Source organism: Thalassospira sp. MCCC 1A01428, assembly GCF_002115825.1.
Classification (GTDB): Bacteria; Pseudomonadota; Alphaproteobacteria; order Rhodospirillales; family Thalassospiraceae; genus Thalassospira.
Genome location: NZ_JFJZ01000006.1, coordinates 17,439 through 44,056 on the forward strand (window position 1 = coordinate 17,439; position 26,618 = coordinate 44,056).

At 54.1% G+C, this 26,618-nt stretch carries 22 protein-coding genes; 17 read left to right on the forward strand and 5 right to left on the reverse strand.

Features of this window, described 5'->3' with window-relative positions:
- Positions 1–10 precede the first annotated feature (10 nt).
- The 3 genes from THS27_RS06875 (at position 11) to THS27_RS06890 (ending at position 7,144) form a co-directional block, all read left to right on the forward strand.
- Positions 11–3,157 carry an efflux RND transporter permease subunit gene (locus THS27_RS06875; protein WP_085589230.1) on the forward strand — a complete coding sequence of 1,049 codons (3,147 nt, stop codon included), beginning with the start codon at positions 11–13 and terminating at the stop codon, positions 3,155–3,157.
- Positions 3,158–3,661: 504 nt separating this feature from the next.
- Complete coding sequence (locus tag THS27_RS06885; protein ID WP_085589234.1) at positions 3,662–5,392, forward strand: thiamine pyrophosphate-dependent enzyme; 1,731 nt, start codon at positions 3,662–3,664, stop codon at positions 5,390–5,392.
- Positions 5,393–5,458: 66 nt separating this feature from the next.
- On the forward strand, positions 5,459–7,144 hold the full coding sequence (locus THS27_RS06890) for an FMN-binding glutamate synthase family protein (RefSeq protein ID WP_085589505.1): 1,686 nt from the start codon (positions 5,459–5,461) through the stop codon (positions 7,142–7,144).
- 40 nt (positions 7,145–7,184) lie between these two features.
- Here the strand turns inward: THS27_RS06890 and THS27_RS06895 are convergent, their stop codons facing one another.
- The 3 genes from THS27_RS06895 to THS27_RS06905 all read right to left on the reverse strand — a co-directional run bounded on the left by THS27_RS06895 (position 7,185) and on the right by THS27_RS06905 (position 10,078).
- On the reverse strand, positions 7,185–7,997 hold the full coding sequence (locus THS27_RS06895) for a hypothetical protein (RefSeq protein ID WP_085589236.1): 813 nt from the start codon (positions 7,995–7,997) through the stop codon (positions 7,185–7,187).
- Between the two features lie 147 nt (positions 7,998–8,144).
- Complete coding sequence (argE, locus tag THS27_RS06900) at positions 8,145–9,314, reverse strand: acetylornithine deacetylase (RefSeq protein ID WP_085589238.1); 1,170 nt, start codon at positions 9,312–9,314, stop codon at positions 8,145–8,147.
- Complete coding sequence (locus tag THS27_RS06905; RefSeq protein WP_085589240.1) at positions 9,311–10,078, reverse strand: NAD kinase; 768 nt, start codon at positions 10,076–10,078, stop codon at positions 9,311–9,313. The genes argE and THS27_RS06905 overlap by 4 nt, the downstream gene beginning before the upstream one ends.
- A gap of 269 nt (positions 10,079–10,347) precedes the next feature.
- Between THS27_RS06905 and THS27_RS06910 the strand changes: the two genes are divergently transcribed.
- From THS27_RS06910 to THS27_RS06935, 6 genes are all read left to right on the forward strand, one after another.
- Complete coding sequence (locus THS27_RS06910) at positions 10,348–11,055, forward strand: TetR/AcrR family transcriptional regulator (RefSeq protein ID WP_085589242.1); 708 nt, start codon at positions 10,348–10,350, stop codon at positions 11,053–11,055.
- A 90-nt stretch (positions 11,056–11,145) separates the two neighbouring features.
- On the forward strand, positions 11,146–12,381 hold the full coding sequence (locus THS27_RS06915; protein WP_085589244.1) for a hypothetical protein: 1,236 nt from the start codon (positions 11,146–11,148) through the stop codon (positions 12,379–12,381).
- Between the two features lie 4 nt (positions 12,382–12,385).
- Positions 12,386–14,374, forward strand: a complete 1,989-nt coding sequence (locus THS27_RS06920; protein WP_139835501.1) for a hypothetical protein — start codon at positions 12,386–12,388, stop codon at positions 14,372–14,374.
- Positions 14,375–14,516: 142 nt separating this feature from the next.
- Entirely contained in the window at positions 14,517–14,945 is a 429-nt protein-coding gene (locus tag THS27_RS06925) for a hypothetical protein (protein ID WP_085589248.1), read from the forward strand.
- 189 nt (positions 14,946–15,134) lie between these two features.
- Positions 15,135–16,058, forward strand: a complete 924-nt coding sequence (locus THS27_RS06930; RefSeq protein ID WP_085589250.1) for a sulfurtransferase — start codon at positions 15,135–15,137, stop codon at positions 16,056–16,058.
- Between the two features lie 235 nt (positions 16,059–16,293).
- Positions 16,294–17,520: a YeeE/YedE family protein gene (locus THS27_RS06935; protein WP_085589252.1), complete on the forward strand. Its 1,227-nt coding sequence runs from the start codon at positions 16,294–16,296 to the stop codon at positions 17,518–17,520.
- A gap of 19 nt (positions 17,521–17,539) precedes the next feature.
- On the opposite strand, the gene THS27_RS06940 is transcribed toward THS27_RS06935, so the two are convergent.
- Positions 17,540–17,947: a hypothetical protein gene (locus THS27_RS06940; protein ID WP_139835502.1), complete on the reverse strand. Its 408-nt coding sequence runs from the start codon at positions 17,945–17,947 to the stop codon at positions 17,540–17,542.
- Between the two features lie 148 nt (positions 17,948–18,095).
- Here THS27_RS06940 and THS27_RS06945 point away from each other — a divergent pair, with 148 nt between their 5' ends.
- The 3 genes from THS27_RS06945 to THS27_RS06955 all read left to right on the forward strand — a co-directional run bounded on the left by THS27_RS06945 (position 18,096) and on the right by THS27_RS06955 (position 21,246).
- Positions 18,096–18,902 (forward strand): HNH endonuclease, encoded by an 807-nt coding sequence (locus THS27_RS06945; protein ID WP_085589257.1) that lies wholly within the window; start codon positions 18,096–18,098, stop codon positions 18,900–18,902.
- A gap of 280 nt (positions 18,903–19,182) precedes the next feature.
- Positions 19,183–20,952, forward strand: coding sequence for a DEAD/DEAH box helicase (locus tag THS27_RS06950; protein ID WP_085589259.1), 1,770 nt, complete (start codon positions 19,183–19,185; stop codon positions 20,950–20,952).
- Between the two features lie 84 nt (positions 20,953–21,036).
- The gene (locus THS27_RS06955) at positions 21,037–21,246 is read left to right on the forward strand and encodes a cold-shock protein (RefSeq protein ID WP_073953706.1); all 210 of its coding nucleotides are present in this window, start codon (positions 21,037–21,039) and stop codon (positions 21,244–21,246) included.
- Between the two features lie 253 nt (positions 21,247–21,499).
- Here the strand turns inward: THS27_RS06955 and THS27_RS06960 are convergent, their stop codons facing one another.
- A complete protein-coding gene (locus THS27_RS06960; RefSeq protein ID WP_085589261.1) occupies positions 21,500–22,177 on the reverse strand; it encodes a FadR/GntR family transcriptional regulator in 678 nt (225 codons plus the stop codon).
- A gap of 199 nt (positions 22,178–22,376) precedes the next feature.
- Between THS27_RS06960 and THS27_RS06965 the strand changes: the two genes are divergently transcribed.
- The 5 genes from THS27_RS06965 (at position 22,377) to THS27_RS06985 (ending at position 26,601) form a co-directional block, all read left to right on the forward strand.
- Complete coding sequence (locus tag THS27_RS06965) at positions 22,377–23,162, forward strand: transporter substrate-binding domain-containing protein (protein WP_085589263.1); 786 nt, start codon at positions 22,377–22,379, stop codon at positions 23,160–23,162.
- Between the two features lie 37 nt (positions 23,163–23,199).
- On the forward strand, positions 23,200–23,871 hold the full coding sequence (locus THS27_RS06970; protein WP_085589265.1) for an amino acid ABC transporter permease: 672 nt from the start codon (positions 23,200–23,202) through the stop codon (positions 23,869–23,871).
- On the forward strand, positions 23,864–24,517 hold the full coding sequence (locus THS27_RS06975) for an amino acid ABC transporter permease (protein WP_085589267.1): 654 nt from the start codon (positions 23,864–23,866) through the stop codon (positions 24,515–24,517). Before THS27_RS06970 ends, THS27_RS06975 begins: the two co-directional genes overlap by 8 nt.
- Positions 24,504–25,235, forward strand: a complete 732-nt coding sequence (locus THS27_RS06980; protein ID WP_085589269.1) for an amino acid ABC transporter ATP-binding protein — start codon at positions 24,504–24,506, stop codon at positions 25,233–25,235. The genes THS27_RS06975 and THS27_RS06980 overlap by 14 nt, the downstream gene beginning before the upstream one ends.
- 115 nt (positions 25,236–25,350) lie before the next feature.
- Entirely contained in the window at positions 25,351–26,601 is a 1,251-nt protein-coding gene (locus THS27_RS06985) for an MFS transporter (protein WP_085589271.1), read from the forward strand.
- The last annotated feature ends 17 nt before the right edge of the window (positions 26,602–26,618 follow it).

Below are 26,618 nucleotides of genomic sequence, written 5' to 3' on the forward strand. Positions count from 1 at the left end.
ATAGTATCTGATGGCAAAGTTTTTCATTGATCGCCCGGTATTTGCCTGGGTGATTGCCCTTGTAATCATGTTGGCGGGGGGGCTGTCGATTCTGCAATTGCCGATCGAACAGTACCCGTCCATTGCGCCGCCTTCGGTGAAGATATCGGCAACTTATCCTGGGGCATCGGCACAAACTGTTGAAAATACGGTCACCCAGGTGATCGAACAGCAGATGAACGGCCTTGATAATCTGCGTTATATGTCCTCGACCAGTGATTCAACCGGTCGTGCGCAGATTACCCTGACTTTTAACTCCGAAGCTGACCCGGATATTGCCCAGGTTCAGGTGCAAAACAAATTGCAGGCGGCAATGTCTGTTTTGCCAAGCCAGGTGCAGCAACAGGGCATTAATGTTACCAAATCCAGCGGGTCGTTCCTGATGGTGGTGGGGTTTGTGTCCTCCGATGGTAAAATTGGTGCCTATGACCTGGCCGATTTCGTTTCCAACACCATCAAAGACCCGATTTCGCGTGTAAACGGCGTTGGCGATGTACAGGTGTTTGGTGCGCAGCACGCCATGCGGGTGTGGCTGAACCCAAATAGCCTGATCAGCTATGGTTTAACGGTTTCTGACGTTCGCAAAGCAATTGAAGATCAGAATACCGAAGTTTCCGCCGGTCAGATTGGCGGGGCACCTGCCGTCGAAGGTCAACAGATCAACGCAACCATTACGGCCCAAAGCCGCCTGCAGACGCCGGAAGAATTTTCCAACATTTTGCTGCGCGTGAACACCGATGGTTCGCAGGTTCGCCTTGGCGATGTTGCCCGCGTTGAAATCGGCGCGGAAAGCTATAACGTTGTTGCCCGTTACAATGGCAAGGATTCTGTTGGTATTGGTATCAACCTTGCCACTGGTGCCAACGCCCTTGATACGGCAGAAGCGGTAAAAAGCCGCGTTGTCGAGTTGCAGGATTACATGCCTGCCGGTGTGAAGGTTGTTTATCCTTACGATACGACACCGTTTGTTAAAATTTCGATCGAGGAAGTTGTCCATACGCTGGTTGAAGCCGTCGTACTGGTTTTCCTTGTGATGTTCCTGTTTTTGCAAAACTGGCGCGCCACCCTTATCCCGACCATCGCCGTTCCGGTGGTGTTGCTGGGGACGTTTGGCGTGCTGGCGGCGTTTGGCTATTCCATTAACACTTTGACCATGTTTGGCATGGTTCTCGCCATCGGCCTTCTGGTTGATGACGCCATCGTGGTTGTGGAAAACGTCGAACGTGTGATGTTTGAAGACGGTCTGTCCCCGCGTGATGCAACTCGCAAATCAATGGAACAGATCACCGGTGCCCTGATCGGTATCGCCCTTGTGCTGTCGGCCGTGTTTATTCCGATGGCTTTCTTCTCCGGTTCGACCGGGGCAATTTACCGTCAGTTCTCGATCACGATTGTCTCGGCAATGGTGCTGTCGGTGGTTGTTGCTATTGTTCTGACACCGGCCCTTTGCGCCACCTTGCTTAAAAACTCGCATCACGACCCTTATAGCCGTAAGGGCCTGTTTGGCCTGTTTAACCGCGGTTTTGACAAAACCAATACGTTCTACCAGAGCAGTGTTGGCCATGTTGTTAATCGCAAATGGCGCTATCTGGTGGTTTATGTTGGTCTGGTCGGTGGTCTTGGTTATCTGTTTACCCAATTGCCATCATCGTTTTTGCCCGATGAAGACCAGGGCATCATGTTCTCGATGGTGCAATTGCCCGCAGGTGCCACGCAGGAACGCACAATTGGTGTTCTGAAAAAGGTCGAAGACCATTTTCTGAATGACGAAAAAGAAAATGTGAATGGCATCTTTACCGTTGCGGGCTTCAGTTTTGCCGGTAGCGGGCAAAATGCCGGTATCGCCTTCGTCAGCCTGAAAGACTGGTCGCAACGTACCGAGCCGCAACAGGCGGTCAAGGCGATCATTGGCCGGGCCTATGGCTTCTTTGCCCAGATCAAGGAAGGCATGGTGTTTGCCTTTACCCCGCCGGCGATTGTCGAGCTGGGTACGGCAAACGGCTTTGACATGCAGCTGGTGGATCGCGGGGCTGTTGGCCACGATGCGCTGGTTGCTGCGCGTAACCAGTTGCTTGGCATGGCGGCCCAAAACCCGGCAGTTCAGGGCGTTCGTCCGAACGGTCTGGATGACATGCCGCAATTCGAGGTGAATATTGACCAGGAAAAGGCCAAGGCACTTGGTCTTTCCATCGGCGATATCAACGATACCCTGTCCACTGCCTGGGGGTCGAGCTACGTTAACGACTTCATGGAAAAAGGCCGGGTTAAAAAGGTTTATATTCAGGCTGATGCAAAATATCGCATGATGCCAAAGGATATGGACAACTGGTATGTCCGTAACGACAAGGGCGAAATGGTGCCGATTTCGGCATTTGCGACCACGTCGTGGGGTTATGGTTCGCCGCGTCTGGAACGCTTTAGCGGTTTGTCATCCCTTAATATTCAGGGGCAGGCGGCACCGGGGGTCAGTTCTGGCGATGCGATGAATGCCATGGCCGATATGGTTTCCAAGCTGCCAGCCGGTATTGGTCTGGAATGGACGGGGCTGTCCTATGAAGAACGCGCGGCTGGTGACCAGGCGCCGGCACTGTATGCCTTGTCGGTTATTGTTGTGTTCCTGTGCCTTGCCGCCCTTTACGAAAGCTGGTCGATCCCGGTTTCCGTGATGCTGGTGGTGCCGCTGGGCGTTTTGGGTGCCGTTGCGGCAGCTTTGCTGCGCGGTTTGCCCGATGACGTGTATTTCCAGGTGGCCCTGTTGACCACAATTGGCTTGTCGGCAAAGAACGCCATTCTGATTGTTGAATTCGCCCGCGATCTTTACGAAGACGGGATGGATTTGCTTGATGCAACAGTGGAAGCGGCGCGGCAACGTTTGCGCCCGATCATTATGACATCGATGGCGTTTACGCTGGGTGTTTTGCCCCTTGCGATCAGTAGCGGTGCCGGGGCAGCAGCCCGTATTGCCGTGGGTACTGGCGTGATGGGCGGGATGATTGCCGCAACGGTTCTGGCAATTTTCTTCGTGCCGCTGTTCTTTATGGTGATTGTCGGCACGTTCTCGCGCCGCCAGGTTCAGCACAAGGAAAAGCCGGTTATCGACGATAGCCCGGAACTTTAGAAACCTGGTCCCGGTGGTTGGTTTCGATCACCGGGGCATTAATCAGCGGGACTGACATTTATGTTGGTCCCGCACATGAAAAAGCCGGCCCGTTGCCGGACCGGCTTTGTTCCCGCGCCTTCGACGGTCTGCAGAATAATCTGCAAGTCCCCCGACCCCGCCGTCGGTTGCGCGTGACGAAGAGCCGGTGCAAACGCACCGGCTCTTTTGTTTTGGCCAAATGCGTGGGGATCGTCAAGGTCGGATAAGCTAAATCGACTGTATAGATCCGTATTATCGCATTGGGATAGGCGGAACCAGCTGCAACGTGCTGCGTTTAGCTATCAATGGTTTGTTTTTCCAATTTGCCGTGTCCCTTGCGAGAATCGGAAAATCGACCATTTTCTGATAAATGCCCGATGCCGTTCTGGCGCGCTGGCAGCCCCCTTATGATCCTGCCTTGTGTTCTTTCTACGCCCGAAACGCATTCCTGGCCTGTTCGTCGTGTCTGCGAAAGGAACCTTCATGTCCCGAACTATTGCCGAAACCATTGTCGATATGCTGGCCGATGCCGGTGTAAAACGCCTGTATGCGGTTACCGGCGACAGCCTGAATTTGCTAAATGATGCCATCCGCCGCGACGGACGCATTGACTGGGTTCATGTGCGCCACGAAGAAGCCGGTGCCTATGCCGCCATGGCCGAAGGGGTGCTGGGGGGGATTGGCTGTTGTGCGGGCAGTTCCGGCCCCGGCCATGTGCATTTGATTAACGGTTTATATGATGCGCACCGCTGGGGCGCGCCGGTGATTGCGCTGCCATCTACCATCGACCGTGCCGATTATGGCATGGAATCGTTCCAGGAAACCGACCTTGGCATGTTTGATGGCTGTAGCTGGTATAATGAGCTGGCGCAAATCCCCGAACAGGCACCGCGCATGTTGCAACAGGCGCTGCAAAACGCCATCACCCGCAAAGGTGTGGGCGTTTTTGGTTATAGCGGCGATATTCTGCCGCTTGATTTGCCCGAAACCTCCATCGCATCACCGGTTTACCGGCCCGAAACCATCGTTCGGCCCGACGATGCGACGCTTGATGAACTGGCTAATTTGCTTGCCAATGCCAAACGCCCGCTTATTTACGGCGGAATGGGGTGCGACCACGCCCGTGCGCAGGTGCGTGAACTGGCCCGTCGCCTTAATGCGCCGCTGGGCTGGACGTTAAAAGGTAAAATGGCGCTGGAGCACGACAACCCCAACGGCATTGGCATGACCGGGTTTATTGGCGGCAAGGCCTGTGCCGATGCCATTGCCAAAGCCGATGTGGTATTGTTGCTGGGAACGGATTTTCCGTGGAAGGACTTTTTAAAAACCGATGCCCGCATTGCCCAGATATTAACGCATGGCGAACGGCTGGGGCGGCGCACCCATGTTGAAATGGGCCTGATTGGCGATGTGCGCGCCACACTGGATGCCTTGTTGCCGCGCCTTAAAAACCGCGACGATGACAGCTTTCTGAAAGACCGGCGCGACGTTTACACATCCGATCAGGAAGGTTTGGCACGCCATGCCAAAGACGGCGGCAAAACCGGCGAAATCAGCCCGGAATATTTAACCGCCATGATCAGCGAATATGCCGATGACGACGCCATTTTCACCGCTGATACCGGCATGACCACGGTATGGGCGGCACGTTATCTTGAAAGTACCGGTAAACGGGTCTTTATGGGGTCGTTCTCGCACGGGTCGATGGCCAATGCCATGCCCCAGGCCATGGGGGCCGCGCTGGCAGGCGAGGGGCGGCAAAGCATTGCCCTGTGTGGCGATGGCGGGCTGTCGATGCTGATGGGGGACCTTGCCACCATCGGGCAGTATCAGTTGCCGGTTAAAATGGTGGTCTATAACAATTCCAGCCTTGGCATGGTTGAAATTGAAATGCAGTTGGCCGGTTTGCCCAATTACCAGACCGAAATGACCAACCCCGATTTCGCCCAAATCGCCAGAGCCTGCAATATCAAGGGTGTAACGGTGGATGACCCGGAAAAAGTCGATGATGCCATTCGGAGCGCAATGGCACATGACGGGCCCGTATTGCTGGATGTAAAAACCGACCGCTATGCCGTGGCAATGCCGCCCCATACTTCTGTTGATCAGCTTGGCAGCTATGCGCTTAGCGAAGCAAAAATGATCCTTTCGGGGCGCGGTACCGAAGTGATCGACCAGATTTCGACCAATTTCAAATATCTGCGCGATCTGTAACAGCAAGGGGGCCTATGCCCCCTGCCGGTTTTTAACGTTATGGGCCTTAACCATGGAACATCCCGCATGAAACAGAAAGAAAGCATCCTTGCTGCGTTTAACGGCGGCAACGGCCCGATCCGCGCCATTTTACCCCTTATTGCCATTGTGGGGACTGTGGTTTGCCTGCTTGGTGCCGTCTGGGAGGATGACTGGTTATGGGGGCTGGTTGTGTTCCTGCCGGTGCTTGTGATTGCCCTGCATGACGTTACCCAACGCGATTACGCGGTGTTGCGCAATTACCCGGTTCTGGGCTGGGCGCGCTATCTGTTTCAGGATTTACGGCCCTATCTGCGGTCCTATATCGTCGAGGGCGACCTTGAAGGCCGCCCGTTTAACCAGGACCAGCGTCGTCTGGTTTATGAACGTGCGCGTGGGCAGGAAGATAACCACCCCTTTGGCACCGAGCTTGACGTTTACGCCCACGAATATAAATGGATCAGCCATTCGATTGCCGCCAAAGAAGTCCCCGATATTGACCCGCGCATTACCATTGGCGGCCCGCAATGCACCCAGCCCTATAGTGCGTCGATCCTCAATATTTCGGCCATGAGCTTTGGCTCCCTGTCGGCCCGCGCGATCGAGGCACTTAATACCGGGGCCAAAATGGGCAACTTCGCCCATGATACCGGCGAAGGTTCGATCAGTCCCTATCACCGCAAGGGCGGCGGTGATCTGATCTGGGAACTTGGCTCGGGCTATTTTGGCTGCCGGACCGAAGATGGTAATTTTGATGAAGACCTGTTTATCAAAGCTGCCTGTACCGATCAGGTTAAAATGATCGAAATAAAACTTAGCCAGGGGGCCAAGCCCGGCCATGGCGGGGTGCTGCCCGGTGCCAAAGTTACCCCCGAAATCGCCGAAACGCGCAAAGTGCCAGAGGGCGAGGATTGCATTTCGCCCGCGTCCCACAAAGCCTTTTCCACCCCGCGCGAAATGCTGCATTTCGCCGCCCGCCTGCGCGATTTATCGGGCGGCAAGCCGGTTGGCATCAAGCTGTGCGTCGGCCATCCGCACGAACCGTTTGCCATTGCCAAGGCCATGCTGGAAACCGGCATCTATCTTGATTTCATCGTGGTTGACGGGGCCGAAGGCGGCACCGGTGCCGCCCCGATAGAGCTGTCAAACCATGTTGGCCTGCCGCTCTATGACGGGCTGGTGATTGTGCGTAATGCGCTGGTGGGAACTGGCCTTAAAAAACATGTGCGTTTGGGGGCTAGTGGCAAGGTTCATTCCGGCAGTGGTGTGGCCCATGCCATTGCACTCGGCGCTGACTGGGTGAATGCCGCCCGGGCCTTCATGTTCTCGATTGGCTGTATTCAATCCATGAGCTGCCATAAAGGCAACTGCCCCACGGGCATCGCAACCCAGGACCCGCGCCGCCAGCGGGGGCTGGTGGTAGAAGACAAGGCCGAGCAGGTCGAACGCTTCCACCGCAAAACCGTCCACGCGGCCCTGCAAATTTCAAGCTCTGCCGGGCTGGACAGCATCCACGACCTCGAACCCCACCACCTGTTCCACCGCATCAGCCCCACCGAAGCCCGCACGGCCGACCAGATTTACCCGTTCGTGGCGGAAAACCAGCTGATTGATGCGCCGGAAGATACCCCGTATGCCCTTTGGTGGAAAGCAGCCTCCGTGGATAGCTTCAATGTCGCCAAACAAGTTGGGGAAGAGCATAAGGCGCGGTCGATGGAACCGACGAGATTGTAATAGTCGTTGTTTATTAGAGGCGTTTTACATATGAATTAATTCATTTTTTTGTGGTTTGGATTCTTTTCATTTCTTCCTCGGTTAAAAGCGTCATTTTCATGGGTTGTCGTTCATCGTATATTCTATTCATTTGAGACCTTACATCCCCAACCCTACGGTCATTTTTTGTAGGTGGGTGCCTGACATCAATTGCAGTGAGGATGTTGATACATCCTATTAATGTTTCTTTATCTTGATCGTCATTCTTGTCATTAAATTCTCTTGGAGATAATGTTTTATATACTTCGTCTAAAGAATTGCATTTTAATGTTCTTAAAAAAATAAGTCTTTCGTTGATGCGCTCCATTACAGAATCTCCAAATCTTATCGCTTCCTCTATTCTAGGTACGTATCCATTGTGAATGACATTGTTGCGGAAAGATACTTGAGTGTTGTCGTTCAATAAATTGGGAGTATTTTTTTCTAAGGCTAAGGTTGCGGTTACATACGCGCCAATTTGTCGCTCAGACATTTTTGCCATAGGCTTCCAAGCGAGGCTTATTTGCGATTGACTAAGGCCAAAGTGGGTCATGGCAACTCGCCAGTAAAACTCATGAAACCTCTCTAAGGAGGATGCAAAAGATGATACAGCCTCTCTTGGGTAGCCATCAATTAATGCGTTTAAGCCCATTTCAAAAAGAAGTTCAAATTTTACGTTGTCTAGAATTACATTTTCTGTGTGTCCATTGCTGCAATTAACTTGGTATATTCCGTTGTCAGATAATTGAGAGATGGGAACTCTTATGTAGGGTTTGGTGCCTAACTTGTTTTTTGCCTCCATTAGGCAGCGAGGGCAAAATAATGGAATAATCATGTAAAAATATCCTTTTGGTCTGTGCGTTGTATGCTTGGATATTTAATTTAGATGGGTGATTTTTTTTTTGAGAAATAAAGTTCTTGTCAATAAGCAGTAGTGCCGTTTAAGGAGTTAAACGATCGGGCGTTAATGGAGCAATACTGATTAATTTGAAATAACCCTCACCAATTTATCCAAAAACACCTCACAGCGTACCAACTGATCGAGCGCGATGAATTCATCGGGTTTGTGGGCCTGTTCGATATTGCCGGGGCCGCAAACCACGGTGGGGATGTCGCCCAGTTCGGCGAAAATGCCGGCTTCGGTGCCAAAGCTGACTTTGCCGGTGGTGTTCGCCCCGGTCAGTTCCATGACAAGGCGGGTGACGTCGTCGTCATCGCCGGTGGCAAGGCCGGCGACATCGGCGACGGTTTCAATTTCGATGCCGACCTCGGGGTAGGTTTGGCGCATTTCCGGTATCAGGGTGTTGTCGAGATAGTCCTGAATGGTTTTGCGGATTTCAGCGCGATCATGCAGGGGCAGGTTGCGATATTCAAAATCGAACCAGCAATTTTGCGGAATGATATTCAGCTGGGTGCCGCCCTGGATCAGCCCGGTATGGACCGTGGTGTGGTTGGGCACAAAGTCGTTGTCGTGCGGGCCTTCGTCGCGGAATTTTGCACCGAGTTTTTTAAGAAACACAATCAGTTCGGCGGCAAATTCAACCGCGTTCACCCCTTCGCCCGGAAGGGACGAATGGCCTGAACGGCCCGTAACATGGGCGCGGCCGGAAAACTTGCCTTTATGCTGGGTAATGACCTGCATGCTGGTCGGCTCGCCAACAATACACATGGCCGGTTTGCAATTGAGATCATTGATCATTTCAACCAGGCGCGGTGCGCCGATGCAGCCAACTTCCTCGTCATAGGTAAAGGCGATGTGGATCGGTACGCGCAGATTGGCACTGGCGAAAAGTTCTGCCTTGCCCATCAGGCAGGCGAGGAAGCCTTTCATATCGCAGGAGCCCCGGCCATAAAGTTTGTCGCCGCGAATTTCGGTGGTGAACGGGTCGCTTTGCCAAACCTGACCTTCGACCGGCACCACATCGCTATGGCCCGAAAGGATCACCCCGCCGGGAATATCCGGCCCGATAGAGGCATAAAGGTTGGCTTTGCCGTGATCGTCGTCAAACACCGTATGGCAGCGATAACCAAGCCCTTGCAGGAAATCCTGCGCCTGATTGATCAGATCCAGGTTGGAATCCATGCTGGTGGTTTTGTGGCTGATCAGTTTTTCAAGCCAGTCCAGGGTTTTTTCGGTCGGGTGCGCGCTCATTCGACAAACTGTTCCTTTAGAATACGTTCTTCAAGATTGTGTTCCGGGTCAAACAGCAGCCGGATTTTCATGCTGCGATCCTCGCGGACAATGACCTTGGAAACATCACGGACTTCGGTGTAATCGGCCACGGCGGAAACCGGGCGTTTTTCGGCATCAAGAATTTCAAAAACCACTTCGGCCCGTTCGGGCAGCAAGGCCCCGCGCCAGCGACGCGGACGAAACGGGCTGATTGGGGTAAGGGCCATTAAACCGCTGCCCATGGGCAAAATCGGCCCGTGGGCGGAGAGGTTATAGGCTGTGCTGCCCGCCGGGGTACACACAAGTGCGCCATCACAAACCAGTTCGGGCAGGCGTTCCACCCCGTCTATTTTAATGCGTAATTTTGCGGCTTGCCGTGTTTCACGCAGAAGCGATACCTCGTTAATGGCAAGGGCGCACAGGCTGCCGCCATCCTTGGTGTGGGCTTCCATTTGCAACGGGTGCAGTTCCACCGTTTGGGATTCTGCAATGCGGTCGGGCAAATCGATTTCGCGAAATTCATTCATCAAAAAGCCGACGGTGCCCCGGTTCATGCCATAAATCGGCACCTTGCGCCCCATATAGCGATGCAGGGTTTGAAGCATGAAACCATCACCGCCGAGCGCGACAATCACCTCGGCCTTGTCGGGCGAAACATGGCCGTAGCGATGCTTGAGCCGATACATGGCATCCTGGGCAATTTTGGTTTCGGCGGCGACAAAGGCGATTGAATGAATATACATTTTTTATCCGTCGAGGCGGGAATGGCCACGTGGGCCGTCACGATAAGGTCCGACACACGATATGGACCGGAAAGGCACCCGGCGCAATCAGCCTGCAAATAGAGCCTTATTGATTTGGAATTGCAAGGGGCTGGCACAAAAACAGCCCGATCGGGGATGAAAGAAAGGTGATATATCTCACGTCGTTATCCTCAGGTGTTATTGACCTTGGGGCTAAAAGAGGTAACCCTTTGCATAGTTATGGTCACATTACGGCGTATCAAAACGATATGAGCGACATCCGACACCTGACACCGCTGGTTCTTGGCGATGATGACGAAAATGAAGATGGCTGGCGCCGTGATGGCAAAGGCGATGGCGAACGCCGGTTGCAATTGCGCACCCCGCGTGACCCCAACGGGACCCGGCAAAAACTGCTGGATGCCGGGTTTGCCGAAATTCGCCGGGCCGGGGTGGACGGGGCATCGATTGCCAATATTATTGACCTGGCCGGGGTGACCAAAGGCGCACTTTACCACCATTTTCGCAGTAAAGCGCAATTGGCAAATGCGGTGATTGACGAATGCCTGCCAGCCTATATCGATGATATATGGCTGGACGCGCTGGCCTTTGAACAGGATGTTTTACCGGTTCTGATGGCGCAGGTAGACAGGCTTGGCACCCGTGATGCCCCGGAAATATTAAATCACGGTTGCCCGCTGGCCCGGCTGGCGTCGGGGGCTGATAACATGGACGATGCCACCCGCAAACGGGTTGATAGCGTTTATCGCTATTGGCGGCGCGGGCTGGCCGGCCATATCAGCCGGTCGCAATTTGGCAAATATGTTCGCACCGACATTCAGGCATCGTCTGTGGCCGAGTTTATCATGGCTACCCTGCATGGTTATCTTAGCCGCCCGCCGGTTTTGCGCAGTAGCGATGTTCACGCGGCCTTTGCCGGTGAATATGCCCGCTATCTTAGCAGCCTGCGCCCCTGATTTTAACGCGAACAGTGTGCTTATCCGTCTTGCCCTGAGGTTGGGGCGGGGGTATCTTCCTGTATGGGGTATGGCATGGAGAGGGGCACCATGTTGCGGAAGATCACGTTATGTGCGGTGGTTTTGCTGGTTGCTTCTGGTGCCAGCGCAGGGGCGGTTGACAGTGCCGGTTATCTTGACCAGGTGCTTGGCGATGCGTTGGGCCGTTCGCTGGGCGAATTTGATGCCCGGGTGAAGCTGGAACAGGAAACCCGCGAAACACGCCGGATAGAGGGCGATAAACTTGATGCCATTCGCAACGCTGAAATGGAGATTCAGTGGGCCGAATATGAAAAAGCCAAGGCCGAGAAAAAACGCCAGGCAAAACTGGTGGAAGAAAACGAAGCGAAAATAAAGGCCGCCCGCCGTGCCGCCGACATTGCCCGCATTGAAGCCATTCGCAATTCAGGTGCCTCAAACGCGCAGGCGCAAAATAACGCCACGATCATGGATGCGATTAACCGGGCTGCAAACAACATTGCCCAGGCCGAAATACAGGGCCGTGCCGCTTCGGAAAATGCCTATGCCACGGTAAATGCACTTAATGCCGCCCGCCGCGCCCAGGCCGATGCCGAGGCGCAGCTTGTTGCCGCGCAAAATGCCGCAGCGACCCGTGCGGCGCAGGCCCAGGTTGAAAATGCCCGCAAACAGGCAGAAGCCGCCCGCCTTGCCGCCGCCCGACAGGCCAGTGCCGCGCAAAGCAGTGCGGCCGCCTCAGCAACAATTATGGCCGGTGTGGTCAAGGGTGGGGCCGGTGGCGCAATAACGGGCAATAAGGGTTCTGATACCTATGTTGCCTTTGGCGGTGGAACGGCGATGTCGCCTTTGGCACCAAAGGCGGGCGCGGGGACCGGTGCCGGTGCGTCGAATGCGGGGGCAGGGGCATCTGGCGGGCCGGGCGGCGTTTTGCTTGCGGCGCGTGAACCGGTAAAACGGATGGAAGCCGTTGCCTATTGTTACACGCGGGAAAACACATCGGCCGATTTTGGCGACACGCAATGGTTTTGTGATGGCCCGATTCAGAAAACCGAGCTTAAAAATACCATGCCCCAGGCGCTGGAATATGTGGGCTGTGCGGCGGCGGATATAGACCATCGCCGGGTGCCGTATCAGCAGGGCTTTATCCTGTTTTGTGAAGATGCCCTTTTGCCTTATGACCGCGATATGGCCGAAAAAATGTCGCTGCCATCCTATATTCTGGTTCGGCGAAACACCTATCACTGTAACAGCGTGGCGCGCCAATGCGATGCATCAAACGCAATCAGCGTTGTTCCCGGGCATGGGTGATATCATGAAAACAGGGATGTTTCGCGGCGGCACCAGGTTCGGGTTTTTGCTTTGCGCGATGGCATTGTTTTTGGCAATCATGGCGATGCCCCAGGTGCAAATGGCACATGCCGCACCGGCCGCATCAGCCAGCGATGATTTTAAACAACTGGCAACGGCACTGGGCGATGCGGTTATCCGGGCGGATGACAGCGATACGCTGGAAATGATTGCACGTCTGCGGGCGTTAAACGTACCGCTGGGAAATGAAATTAACTTTGCCGAAGGCCAGGCCTTGATGCGGATGCACCGCAATGATGCCGCCACAGCCAGCCTGACCAGATATATGGCAGGCAAAGGACGCCTGAAAAAACGTGCGCAGGCGATGCTCGATGAATTAAAGGCCCGCCAAACCCTGCTCGATAAAAGCTGGCGCCGCGACGAACCCCTTGGCCCCATTCGTCTGACATATCCCGATGGCAGTCATATTGCTGCAAGCAGCACGAGCGAAGATTTGGGGTATTCAAACGCCGTAAGCAGTTTTGTCGATGCGCGGGGCGTGGTGCAATGGCGCAGTGTTCTGGGCGGGACCAGCGGTGCATTTTTCAAAGCCGGAACCTTGTTGGAAGATGGCCAGTTTGTGATGGCCGGGAGTACCTATGGACCGACCCCGATTGAGCGGACGGTGCCAGCAAATGCTGCTTTTGTGCGCTATGATGCCTTGGGGCGCGTTGTGTGGCAGCGAAATATTGGTTCCAGCACGGGTAAAAATGCATATGGAACCGGGGTGCTGGCCGATGGCAAAGGCGGAATGATTGTTTCCTACACGTTGATTGGCGCGCAGGACTATATCGAAAGGCTGGACGGGGATGGCAAAACGCAGTGGCGTTATGTGCCCCCCAAAGAAAAGAATGTCAGTGATGATCTGGCGGCGATGGTTCGCGATGATGCCGGGAATATCTATTTGCACATGGAGGGGATCAACCCGGTGCTGCGTGTTTTAAACGCGCAAGGCCAGTTGCTGCGTGTGGTTAAGCCGCAGCCCCCAACCACCGGCTTTGGCAAGGATTTTTGGGAAAAACACAGAAATTACACCCGTGTCACGAAAGCTGCCCTGTCACCGGACGGGCGCCATATATATTTGTATGGCGCAAGTAGCTTTGGCGCATCAAGGCGGTCACGCGGCAGTTTGTATGTTGTGGATACAACAACAGGTGCCGTGCCGTGGGTTATTGATTTGGGGGCCATGGTTGATTATCGCGATGGGGGTTTTTCCTTTGCTGCTGATAATAAAGGTGTGGTGGTGACCGGCGTTATCGTGCCTGAAACCGGTCCGCAAGAAGGCAAAAGCTTTTTTACGATCACCCGCTATGCCGCCTTGACCGGGGGAAAGGTTTGGGAACGTAGCGAGGAAGTCGGCAGCAATTTGCGGTCGCATCTGGCAACCGTTTCCCTGATGCCATCGGGCATTATGGCCGGGGTGCGGGTGGGCAACAAATTTGAAACGGTGTTTTTGTCGCATAAGGATTTTGATGCGATCGAGGCCGACCCGACAGCCGATGCGCCCGTTGTTGCCTTTTTGCCCTTTAGCCAAAATACCGAAGCCCGGCAAGCCTTGCTGCTGGGGCAGGCTCGGGACCGGTTGAATGCGGCAAATGCCCGTCTTGCCCAATGTCAGGCCAGCCTGATTTCGTTAAACCGGGTTGGGGTTATTCGCGAAGTGCGCGCCGATTGGGGATTTGTTGTTGTTGATCTCGACAGCCCGTCCGGCCCTGGTGGCGATATGCTGGTGCAACGTGATGATGGCGCACTGATAAAATTAAAGCCGGGTAAAAAGCCCAACCCCCGGGCCATCTCGGCCATGCCGGAAGATAACAGTTTTAATCAGTTAACATCCGGGATGGCGGTTGTGGTGTCGGGGGATGTTCCCCCGTCGCGCTGCCCGGCGGAACTTGCCGCGATGAATGCGGCGCAACAGGAACTTGCCGGGTTAAGCGGGTCACAAATAAAATAACAGGTCATGATCGCACAGGCCGGCACAGGCTGGCACAGGATCAGGATACAGATAGCGGCCATCATCGCCTGTGATGCCAAATTAAAGGTCACAGCGGCAGGAACAGGGCGGGCTCTTACCGTTACAGTTTTAGGGAACAAGTATGAAAAAGCGATTTTTGGGGTTGGGGTGCCTGGCTGCTTTTATGCTGGCCGGGTGCGAATTTAAAGACGCGACGATTGACCGCACGGCAGTTGATTTTATGCCAGCGGATGTTGCGCTGACATTTCTAAATAACAATGCCCGCCCCTGGACCGACGGATATGATCCGTGTGTTTTAACCGAACATGGCGTTGTGATTGACGGGGATTTATACCCCTACGCCAAAATGCACCTGATCATTGAACGGAACGCCATTGGCGATTTTTATGATTTGCGGGTGATTGAAAACACATTGATCATTCCGGAATATTGTTCGTACTACAAAGGGCCGGATGATACGGGCACGACCGAGGCCGAAATACGGAAAATAGACCGGATTGGCACTGCCTTTGCCGCCCTTGGGGTGGTTGTGCCCGGGGCCGGGAACTAATCAAATTGTATTTTTATCCGGCAAGGGCCAATAAATGTTGGTGTTGGCGATGCCGTGTTGTGCATTGCCGTGAACTTTGATGGATCAAAATTAACACAATAAATTATGTTATTTAAAAAAATTTGACTAACTAGTAGTGGAAAATATATAAGACCTACAAATCGAATTTCTTTTTGGAGGTTGCATACCATGCGTTCTTATATTCTGGCAGGCATCGCCGCCATTTCCCTGATGGTTGGCGCAACCGCTGCCCAGGCCGAACGTTTGACCGAAAAGCCGCTGGTTGATACATCCTGGCTGGCCGATAACCTTGGCAATGCGTCAATGGTTGTGGTTGATATTCGTTCGCCGGGTAAATCGGGCAATCCCTATTCTGCGGGGCACATCCCCGGCGCGGTTGCTGCGCCCTATGGCAAATTTGGCTGGCGTTCAAAGGTTGGCGACGTTGTTGCCATGTTGCCGCCCGTTGACGTGATCGCGCAGCGCGTTGGCAGCCTTGGCATTGATAACGACAAGCAGGTCGTGATTGTCCCCGCGGGCGATAATTCCAGCGATTTTGGGGCTGCCACCCGTGTTTACTGGACTTTCAAGGTGCTGGGCCATGATGCCGTAACCATTCTGGATGGCGGTCAGCGGGCTTGGGTTGCTGCCGATGGTGACATTTCGACCGATGCCGTTGCCCCGCAACAGGTGGCTTTCACCGCCCATTATCGCCCTGAACTGGTTGCCAGTGCCGATGATGTTGCTGCGGCAAAGGCCAATGGCGTTGCCCTGATTGATGCCCGCCCCGAAGCCCAGTTTGAAGGCAAAAGCAAAAGCCCGGTTGTTGCCCGTTATGGTGCGATCCCCGGTGCGGTCAATATTTCACAGTCGAAATTCTATGACGAGAAACAGGGTAAATTTGTTGCTGCCGATGTGATTGAACAATTGGCAGGCAAAGCCGGTGTTTCGCAGAACAGTCAGGAAATTACCTATTGCAACACCGGCCATTGGGCGTCGGTGGCATGGTTTGGCCTGTCCGAAGTGGCGGGTAACAAAAACACCAAAATGTATGATGGCTCGATGACCGAATGGGCCGCCGATCCGTCGCGCGATGTGGTAAAAACCCAATAATTCCGCGGTTTTTATGGTTGCCGGTATGTGTTTGCATTATGGGGTGATCCCTGCAGGGGCAGGGGGCTGAAACATCACTCTTATATTGTGAGGCAAACATACCGGCGCTGCGCGTAACAATATCGGGCTATGCCGGGGCGGAACTTCAGGGGCGGCTTGATCATATCTTCAAGTGGCCCCTTATGCGTTCGATGCGCACGGCTTTGTCTGAAAATCAAAATATTCAGGATCAATCATGGCTGATACCAGCGGGGCTGCGGCCCGCACCCAAAGCGCACCCATGCCCCGATTTACCTTTGATCGTGGCCCGACGGCGATTTGTGCCGTTATCTTTATTGCTGTTGCGCTGATTATTGCCCAGGCCGTTAGCCTGCATCAGATGGTGGTTTATCTGATTGGCGGGGTGTTGGGGCTTGCGCTTTATCATGCGTCATTCGGTTTTACCGGCGGTTGGCGTCGCATGGCGGTTGAACGTCGCGGGCGCGCTATGAGGGCGCAGTTGCTGATGATTGCGGTTGCCGCCATTGCCTTTATTCCCCTGCTTGCCTTTGGCGCACCTTTGGGCAACCCGATTGTCGGGGCATTGGCCCCGGTCGGGGTGTCGGTGCTGGTCGGGGCCCTGATGTTTGGTTTTGGCATGCAACTTGGCGGTGGCTGTGGTTCCGGTACGCTGTTTACGGCGGGCGGTGGTTCGGCCCGCATGTTGGTGACCCTGGCCTTTTTTGTTTTCGGTGCGCTCATCGGTACGGCTCATTTGCCCATGTGGCTGACCTTGCCGGCCATTCCCGCTGTGGGGCTGGGGGCGGTTTTTGGCCCGGCAGGCGGGGTGGCTGTAACGCTTGTTGCTCTGGCACTGGTCGCGTTGATTACGGTGGTGATTGAACGTCGGGCCCATGGGGCGCTTGAAACGGTTTCTGCCCCGTCACGTTCAGGCTGGCCGCGTTTTTTTCACGGTCCATGGCCGCTGGTAGGAACCGGTTTTTTGCTGGCGGGGATGAACGTCATCACCTTGCTGGTGACTGGTCACCCGTGGTCAATCACGTTCGGGTTCGGGGTCTGGGGCGCTAAAATCGCCCAGGTGTTTGGCGTTGGTGTTGAAAACTGGGCGTTCTGGAACTGGCCCGGACCGGCGCGCGCCCTGCATAATTCAGTGCTGGCCGATGATACATCGGTGATGAATTTTGGCATTCTGATCGGGGCGGCGCTGGCAGCGGCCCTGGCAGGTAAATTTGCCCCGCGGGTGCGGGTGCCAATGGCATCGCTTGTGGCTGCGGCAATTGGCGGCGTTTTGATGGGTTATGGTGCCCGTCTTGCCTTTGGTTGCAACATTGGTGCGCTGTTTAGTGGCATTGCATCGGGCAGCCTGCATGGCTGGTTGTGGTTTGCGGCGGCCTTTACCGGCAGTTTGCTTGGTATTGCCGTTCGCCCCGTTTTTGGCCTTGATGGATTTAAAAAGAAATGACCGATCGTAATTATTTGCTCTATGGCGCGGTTTTTCTGGCGGCAACAGGTGCCATCGCCGCCGACCATTTTAGCCACGCCACAGCCACCCCTAATCCACCTGCTATTGCCAAACCGGCACCGGCGGCATCGGATAACGGAAATCCGTGTGCGGCGGGTAATCCCTGTGGCGCGGGCAACCCGTGTGCAGCGGCCAGCCCCTGCATGGCCAACCCTTGCGGTGCGGCGGGCACCAATGCCAACCCGTGCGCCGGGTTTAATCCCTGTGCTGCTGAAAATCCCTGCGGTGCGGCAAACCCGTGCAGTGCAGCTAACCCGTGTGGCGCATATAATCCATGCGCCGCGAGTAACCCCTGTGCGGCAAGTAATCCGTGCGGGGCGTTTAACCCCTGTGCTGCGGGCAACCCGTGTGCGCCAGCAATGAGCAATCCCTGTGCTGCTGAAAACCCTTGCGGGGCGTACAATCCTTGTGGGGCAGCCGGCCAATAAGGGTGTCGGTAACTGATTGTAAATCAATATCTTCCAATCTGTGCTAGGGGGCGGTTTATGCGCCTTTCTTAGCGTTTTGGGGGATACATGGCGGGTCGTAGGTGGGGCGAAACTGAATTATTGGTGGCCCTTAAGATTTATTTCGAGCTTGAGTTTGGGCAATTCCACCAATATCAACCTCGCATTATCGAGATTTCTAAAGTGCTGGATCGGACACCAAGTTCGCTGGCGATGAAGTTATGTAATTTCGCCAGTCTTGACCCGGCGATGAACGGCAAGGGCCTAAAAGGGGCAAGTCAGGCTGATCGCGACTTGATGGCAGCCTTTGTTGCCGATCCGGAAAGTATCGTTGGTAAGGTTGAAGATGCCGTCATGCGCGTCCTTGATCGCGATCAATACGACGATGGCCTTAATGGTTCAGTGCCGCCACCCCGTCAATTTGACGAAGGAGATATGCCGTTTTTGGGACGGCCACCAGCGGTGACAGAGCGTGTTTCCCTGCGTAAAAATCGCGTCGGGCAGTCATTTTTCCGAGATGCAGTGTTATCGGGTTATTATCATCAATGTGGAGTCTGTGGGCTAAAGATAACAAACTTATTGGTCGCATCGCATATCGTGCCGTGGAATCAGCGCCACGATTTAAGGTTGCGGCCCGATAACGGCATCTCTCTTTGTTCGATCCATGATAAAGCATTTGACCTAGGGTTTTGGACGCTAGACAGCCAATTTCACATTAGGTTGAGCAAAAAGTTACAAGATGATAAATCCGATATCTCTATGAGTTATTTCGGTAAATTTGACGGATGCAGTCTTAATTTGCCTTTTCGGTTTACCCCAAATGCAGAATGCCTGAATTGGCATCGCGAAAATGTTTTTTTAGATGAGAAACCCTAAGTTCTCTGTAGATTCGCTAAAAACCTTGGGGGCAGGTTGAAATATCCCGTTTGACAACGTCGTGGAACTCTGCGTATCTTGCCCAAGTCATTTGATTGCTCCAGTAGCGTAGAAGGAACGTTAACTTGTTCCTGCCTGTTGAGTGGTTACGGAAGAACAGCATGGAACTGCCCTGCTACGCGGGTAATTCGAAAGAGATGCAAGGCGCAGACCTGTAAGTTAAACATATCAAGGGCCGATTCCCTTTGTCTGCTGCTGCAAACCTAAGAGAACTATTTATTTGACCCAGTTTTCGGATCTCGGCCTGGCCGAGCCCGTACTTCGAGCCTTAACGCACGAAGGTTACGTTACGCCGACGCCCATTCAGGCACAGGCCATTCCTTCCCTTCTGGAAGGCAAAGATCTTCTGGGTATTGCCCAGACCGGCACCGGCAAAACCGCTGCTTTTGCACTGCCGATATTAGACCGTCTTTCCAAATCAGAAAAACGGACCGCACCCCGGCATTGCCGTGTATTGGTGCTGGCGCCGACGCGTGAGCTGGCCGCACAGATTGGCGACAGCTTCCGTGCTTATGGCCGCTTTACCAAAACCACTGTTGCGGTTGTTGTGGGCGGGGTTTCCCCCGGTCCGCAGATCAAGGCAATTACGCCGGGTGTCGATGTGCTTGTCGCAACGCCAGGCCGTTTGCTTGACCATGTCGACAGCGGCAAGCTGAAACTTGACCAGGTCGAAGTCGTCGTTCTCGACGAGGCCGACCACATGCTGGATCTCGGCTTCCTGCCGCCGATCCGCCGTGTCGTCAAGATGCTGCCAAAATCCCGTCAGAACCTGTTTTTCTCGGCTACCATGCCAACCCAGATCGGACAGCTTGCCGGCGATATGCTGCGCGATCCGGTCAAGGTTTCGGTAACGCCGGTCTCCACCACTGCTGAACGTGTCAATCAGTCGGTTTATCTGATCGAGGCATCACGCAAGCGGGCTTTGCTGGCCGAGTTGCTTGATAACCCTGCTTTTGGCCGGACCCTGGTTTTTACCCGCACCAAACGCGGGGCGGACCGGGTGGCGCGCCATCTGGAATCTTGCAAAATCAGTGCTTCCGCCATTCATGGTAATAAAAGCCAGAACCAGCGTGAACGCGCCCTGGCAGCCTTTAAGGATGGTCAGGTTCAGGTTTTGGTTGCCACCGACATTGCCGCACGCGGCATTGATGTTGATGGCGTGACCCATGTGGTCAATTACGAACTTCCCAATGTTCCTGAAAGCTACGTTCATCGTATTGGTCGTACCGCCCGTGCGGGTGCTGCGGGCCATGCGATTGCGTTTTGTGCGGATGATGAGCGTAGTTTGCTGCGCGATATTGAACGCACAACCCGGCAGACCATTCCGTCGATTGATCGTCGCGATGCGAAGGCCGCAGCCCAGGAAGAAGCTGAATCCGCTGCGAACCGTGCTGCGCAAGGCCCGCGCCGTTCCAGCCGTGGTGCGGCTGGTAATGGCAATGGTGGCCGCCAAAATAATGGTGGCAGTGCCAATGGTCGTCGTGCAGAAGGTGGCCGCAATGGCGCTGCCAACCGTAGTGACGGCCCGGCAGCAAAGCCGGCGCAAGGGCGTTATAAAGGCGGGCGGAAGCCGGCTTCTGATGCGCCGCGCGGTGAAAATACAAATATTGCCGCAAGCGGCACCACAGACGGGGCTGCTGCGCAGCCGGTAAAAACCGGGTTTGTTGCACGTAATAGCCGCGATGGTGCCCCGGCCCGTTCCGGGCGCAGTGGCAATGGTGGTGCCGTGCGCGGAAACGCGCCGCGCAATAATCGTAATGACCGTGACGGCGGCAGTGATGCCAGCCAGAACCGTATCGCTTCCAGCGTAGCGTTTCTGGGTAAAACGTCATCGGGCAAATCCGGTGCGACCGGCAATGGCAGTGCAAATGCCGATGCGGGGCGTACCAGCCGAAATTCACGAAATTCCGGTCCGGCAAGGGGAGCTGCGAATGCTTCTGATCGTGGCCGGTCGAAAACAGGAAATCGCCCGCGTCATTCTGTCGCGTAAGCTGATTTCCGAAAAAGATGGACAGGATCCACGCGGGGTTCTGTCTGACAGTTTGGGCCAACTATACTCATAGGAGAGATTAAAATGGCAACTGGTACCGTAAAATGGTTTAACGCAACCAAAGGCTTTGGTTTCATTCAGCCGGACGAAGGCGGAAATGACGTTTTCTTGCACATCAGTGCAGTTGAACGCGCTGGCCTGCGTCACCCGCAGGAAGGCGACAAGATCAACTACGAACTGCGCACCGACTCACGTTCGGGCCGCGTTTCGGCTGACGATCTGACCGCTGCCTAATTCGGTTTGTTGCCTTTCGAGGTAACGCTGAAATTGCAAACCCCGCCCGGGTAACCGGGCGGGGTTTGTTTTGTTTGGTGCGACGATACAGCCACCTGCGGGAAATATCGAAAACATCGGAGCACAAAGTAACCCTGCCCGAAAAATAGTGATCAGGGGCCGCCAGCGAGGTTGCGAACAGTCATGCTGCCTGAGGTGTAATGCCCATAACCGCTTGACGAATTGGGTGGCTGTTGTGGTGCGGCTTGCGCTGTTATGGGCGTAAAAACGCTATGTTGGCCCGGGTGGCGGCACTTAACACATGGAAATGCATGGCATCGCGGGCGCGCGACGGGTTGCGTTCGCGTACAAACCGTAAAACCTGTTCATGTTCCTGGAGCGGGGCCTGTATGGCTGCTGCGTTGGCAAAGGGGAGCATCTGGTTTTCGTGAATGCTTTGCGCCGTAGGGTGCATTGCCTTGGCAAATAGCGGATTATCGGCTGCGTGCAGCAAAATATTATGAAATTCGGTATCGGCCTTTGCGGCCTGAAACAGATTATCATCAAGAAATGCCTGGCGCATTTCTTCAATGCTGTTTTGCAAAGCTGACAAATGTATGTTGGTTCTTGCCTGTGCGGCCAGCCCCGCAACATAAGGTTCAATTGCCAACCTGAACTGATAGACCTGTGCTGCGTGCCGGGTGGAGCGGGCGTCGCGCGGCGTGCCATCTTGCGGGTCCGTCACAAACACCCCTTTTCCGGCCTGAACACGAATGAGGCCAAGTGCCTCCAGTGTTGCCAAAGCCTCGCGCAGGCTGGCGCGGCTGATGTGAAGCTCCTGCGCAAGAATGCGCTGGGAGGGAAGCGAGTCTCCTGTTTGTAATGCCCTGGTTTTGATGAGTTTTCTGATCTCTCGTGTGGCACGTTCGGGCGCGCTTTCGGTTTGTTTCATTGAAACTCCCTTAACTGGTCAGACCAGATGGATAAGGCGGAAATTTTTAATTCCGTTATATTTCAACACTTTTCGTAAAATTTGAAGTTGTATTTTGCTGCGATGCAAAAATCAGCATGGACAATAGTATAAAAAATATGCACCAATTAATAATGATCAAAAATTAAACTTATCTCAAATATGCAATTCGGAGAGGCACATGAAGAATTTCCTGAAGGTAACACTTGCCGCAGTGGCAATGATGGCGGCCCCGCTGGCCGGGGCATCGGCGGCGGGCGCGCTTTCGGCGATCAAGGATGCCGGTGTGATAAAAATTGCCGTCCCGCAGGATTTTCCGCCGTTTGGCACTGTTGGAACCGATATGCAGCCCCAGGGCTATGACATTGATATGGCCAAGCTGATTGCCAGTGATCTGGGTGTTAAGCTGGAAATGGTGCCGGTCACCACCAATAACCGTATCCCTTACCTGACCACGGGCAAGGTTGATCTGGTGATTTCGACGCTGGGCAAAAACCCGGACCGTGAAAAGGTTATCGATTTTACCGACCCGTATGCCCCGTTTTTTAACGGCGTTTTTGGCCCGGCCGATATCGAAATTAAAGGCCCGGCAGACCTTAGTGGTCACACTCTGGGTGTCACGCGCGCGACCATCGAAGATATGGAATTGCAGAAAATCGCGCCCAAAGATGTCGATATCAAACGATACGAAGATAACAACGCCACCATTTCCGCGTTTCTTTCCGGTCAGGTCGAAGTGATTGCCACCGGTAACGTATCCGCCGCTGCCATTATCAAACGCAACCCGCCGCGCAAGCCGGAACCGAAATTCCTGATTAAAAATTCGCCTTGTTATGTCGGCCTGAACAAGGACGAACCGGAACTTAAAGCCAAGGTAAACGAAATTATTGCCGCGTCGCTGAAAGATGGCCGTCTGAACGACATTTCCATTCAGTGGCTGGGCAACCCGTTGCCTGAAAAGTTCTGATCTCATCTCATCGCGACAAACAGGTGATAGCTTTTTAATGGCTTATCAATTTGATTTTGGCTCAATTCTTCCACACTGGAAACTGCTGCTGGATGGCGTTGTGCTGACGACCGAACTGGCTGCTGTTGGGGCTGTCGCCGGTGTCGGGCTGGGTATTTTAGGGGCGTGGGCGCGAAGCTCACGCATCCCGGTTATCAGCCAGATTGTGGCTGTCTATGTCGAACTGATCCGCAATACACCGTTTCTGGTGCAATTGTTTTTCATCTTTTTCGGTTTGCCTGCGCTGGGGGTAAAGCTGTCTGAATTTCAGGCTGCTGCCCTGGCAATGGTCATAAATCTTGGTGCCTATTCGACCGAAATTGTCCGTGCAGGTATTCAGGCCATCCCGCAAGGGCAGATCGAAGCGGCCCAAAGCCTGGCGATGAACCGGGTGCAGATTTTTCGCTATATCGTTATCCGCCCGGCCTTGAAAAAAATCTGGCCGGCTTTGTCCAGTCAGGTGGTGATCGTCATGCTGGGGTCTTCTGTCTGTTCGCAAATTGCCGCCGAAGAGCTGACCTTTGCCGCCAATTATATTCAGGGCATGAATTTTCGCGCTTTCGAGGTCTATTTCGTTACGACCGGGATGTATCTGGTGATGTCTATTGTACTGCGCCAGATTTTGAAAATCTTTGGTAACTTTTTGTTTGAACGGCGGCACCATGCCTGAATTTACCCTGTGGGACATTGTTTATAATTTGCTGCTTGCCGCTCGCTGGACGGTATTGCTGTCGCTTGTAGCCTTTGTCATGGGCGGGTTTGTCGCCCTGGTGTTATTGCTGGTGCGCACGGCAGGCAACCCGTGGGCCATGCGGCTGGTGCGCGGCTATGTCGAACTGTTTCAGGGCACGCCGCTTTTGATGCAGTTATTCATTCTGTTTTTTGGCTTGCCCCTGATCGGCATTGATGTTTCGCCCTGGATCGCCGCCATGCTGGGCTTAACCCTGTTTACCAGTGCGTTTTTAACCGAGATTTGGCGCGGTTGTGTTGAATCGGTCAATAAAGGCCAGTGGGAAGCATCGGCAACCCTGGGCATGAATTTTACCCAGCAAATGCGCTATATCATCCTGCCGCAGGCCTTGCGCATTGCAGTCGCACCCACGGTTGGTTTTTCAGTTCAGGTGGTTAAGGGCACAGCTGTGACCTCGATTATCGGTTTTGTCGAACTAACCAAGGCGGGAACCATGATCACGAACGCCACTTACGCGCCCTTCACCGTCTATGGCTGTGTTGCCGTGCTTTATTTTGTCATCTGTTACCCGCTGTCGCTTTATGCCCGCCGCCTGGAAGGAAAACTTCATAATGTCTCTCGTTGAGCTTCATGCCATTCACAAAAGTTTTGGCGCGGTGCAGGTCCTTAAGGGCATTGATTTGAAAATCGATGAAGGGCAGGTTATCGCGCTGATCGGGCGCAGCGGATCGGGCAAAAGCACGCTTTTGCGTACCATCAATGGCCTGGAAACCATCGATGACGGCACCATCATGGTTGCAGGTAAAAAGGTTGGCGATCATGACACCGACCTTCTTGATCTGCGCCTGAATGTCGGCATGGTGTTTCAGCAGTTCAATCTGTTTCCGCATTATACCGCCCTTGAAAACGTGATGCTGTCGCCCCAGGTGGTGAAAAAACAGTCCAAAGCCGAAGCCCGCGCCATTGCCGAAGAAATGCTGACCAAGGTTGGCCTGGCCGATAAAATGACCCATTACCCCGACCAGCTTTCGGGGGGGCAGCAACAACGTGTTGCCATTGCCCGCGCCCTTGCCATGAAGCCGCGCGTGTTGCTGTGCGATGAAGTCACATCCGCGCTGGACCCGGAACTGGTTAACGAAGTGCTGGCCGTTGTGCGCCAACTGGCCGAAGAAGGCATGACGCTGGTGATGGTGACCCATGAAATGCGTTTTGCCCGCGAAGTTTGCGATACACTGGTCTTTATGCATCATGGCCGCATCCACGAAAAAGGGGCCCCCGAAGCGGTTTTTGCCAACCCTAAAACACCCGAACTGGCAAATTTTGTTGGCGGGCTGGCCGGTTAGGCTGGTGTCACTTATGTGACAGTTTCCAGTTGTTGCCGGTTTATGGTTTTCCCCTTTCGCGACAGTCCCTAAAACAGGCTTTCGGTTTTGAAGGTGTGTCGGGGATGGATCGGTGATGAACAAGCGGGTAGATACGGCGCAAACATCCGGCAAGCAGTTGCAGCCTCCTTTAACCGGTGCAATGGCCCTTCTCGACCGTTTCCCGTTTCTTGTTCTTGGGGTTGTGCTGGTGGGGGCGTTTGCCTCGTCGACATCGGCACCGCTGGGGGGCTTGTTTGTTGTCGACGGGCTGGGCGAAGCACCGTGGAAAATCAGCGTAGCGGCCATTATCAAGGTGGTGGTAACACTATTAACCAACCGTTATTACGGCCATGCGATTGATCGCGGGGTGCCTGTTCGCCGTTTGCTGCTAATCAGTATTACCTGCTTTACCATCGGTATGGGAATTATCGGTACCTTTCAGGTGTATTGGGTTTATGCGGGTATTGCCTCGGTCCTGATCGGGGTTGGGTCCGGCGCGTTATCGGTGGTGTATTCGTTCGGGCGTTTGTTTGCCGAACAAACCGGTCGTGACGTAAAAAAGTTTAATTCCTGGTTGCGGATGCAAACATCGCTGGGCTGGATGGTCGGCCCCGCCATATCATTATCGGTTTATGGCGCATTTGGTTTCACGGCCATCTATTTTGCCATTGCGGGCTTAGGCGCGGCGTGGCTGTTATTTTGTTTTTGTGTGGTGCCATCAGCCTTTAAAACCCACCATCCCGGCAGTATCACGCCGGGGCAAAAGGTGCCGTTTAATCGCGGTTTGGTGCTGGCCTGTATTCCGGTCTATCTGATTTCGACCGGGCATGTATTGTTTTTAACCGCGATGCCGCTTTATTTCACAACCGGCCTTGGCCTGGCACCCGCTGCCGCCGGGTTTGAACTAACGGTGAAATGCTTTGTCGAGGTGATCGCAATTTACGCATCAGCCGGGGTTATCCATCGCATTGGGGAACGCAGGGGCCTGATGATTGCGGCAAGCTGTGCGGTGTTGTTTTTTGCGCTGGTGTATCATGCGCAAACCTTGCTGCATGTGCTGGCCTTGGGGGCATTGGATGGCCTTTATTACGGGCTGTTTGCCGCCATTGGCATGACGTTTGTGCAAAATTTTGCCCGGCATCGGCCCGGCATGGCAACCAGTTATTATATCAGCACATTGTTTGTCGGCGGTCTTACCGGCAACCTTTTAATGGGGACCATTGCCAACTGGTATTCGTTTCATGCCACGGTTGCGGTGTCCGGTTTTATCGTTGCCATTGGCGGTTTGGTGTTGCTGGTGATTGGCGACGCCCCCGCCGAAGAAGCACCCCCGCAACAGGCATGATCCACTTGACTTTGGCG